A 239-nucleotide genomic window follows, 5' to 3' on the forward strand; every position below is an offset into this window, starting at 1 on the left:
ATGGTGAACTGGTTGTCGTAACCGCTGTGCCACTGGCGAATGATTTCATCGCCCTGTTCGGTGTCGGCCAGTATCCGTTCACCAAGGTGTGCCAGCCGGGCACCGATGTCAGTCGGCACCATGCCGTAGCGGGTGCGCGTCAGCACCGGTGCGCCGACGCGCATTTCCAATTGCTGCAGCGCACGGCTCAGGGTTGGCTGGGTAATAAACAATTGTTCAGCAGCTGCACTGATCGACCC

General features: G+C 59.8%; 1 protein-coding gene. It reads right to left on the bottom strand.

The annotated features are described in order from the left end of the window. On the bottom strand, positions 1 to 239 hold a 239-nt coding region (locus tag Q4563_RS22310; RefSeq protein ID WP_303606100.1), incomplete at both ends, for a LysR family transcriptional regulator.

The organism is Gilvimarinus sp. 1_MG-2023, assembly GCF_030548285.1.